Below are 273 nucleotides of genomic sequence, written 5' to 3' on the forward strand. Positions count from 1 at the left end.
CCAAAGGATACAATTGATTCCAAATTATGTAGCGGTAGCCGGCCTAACTTCTCTTCTTCCTTAAGAAGAACAATATTATCCCCATCTAGTGATAAATAGACATCAGGTTGATTGATAAATAAAGTATTCAACAGCTTCTTCATTCGCAAATTCTCCCTTCAATATAACTTTTAACAGAACGCTTATTCATTAATTCTGGTAAACAAATATGTTGAAGGGAGCAATTTTTACAAAATGACCCTGTTTTAACCTTAGGTGTATGCCTGCGATTAT

The 273-nt window shown here is 34.1% G+C and carries 1 protein-coding gene and 1 pseudogene; both read right to left on the reverse strand.

The genetic code is table 11. The features are described 5' to 3' along the window. Positions 1-143: CRISPR-associated endonuclease Cas1 (locus tag RYX56_RS22370; protein WP_317124124.1), on the reverse strand; the 143-nt coding region annotated here is incomplete at its 3' end. Further along, positions 140-273, reverse strand: a pseudogene (locus tag RYX56_RS22375) (CRISPR-associated protein Cas4); the annotation flags it as partial. The pseudogene RYX56_RS22375 and the gene RYX56_RS22370, both read right to left, overlap by 4 nt.

Origin of the sequence: Alkalihalophilus lindianensis, assembly GCF_032843265.1 — a bacterium.
Taxonomy (GTDB): Bacteria; Bacillota; Bacilli; order Bacillales; family Bacillaceae_D; genus Alkalihalophilus; species Alkalihalophilus lindianensis.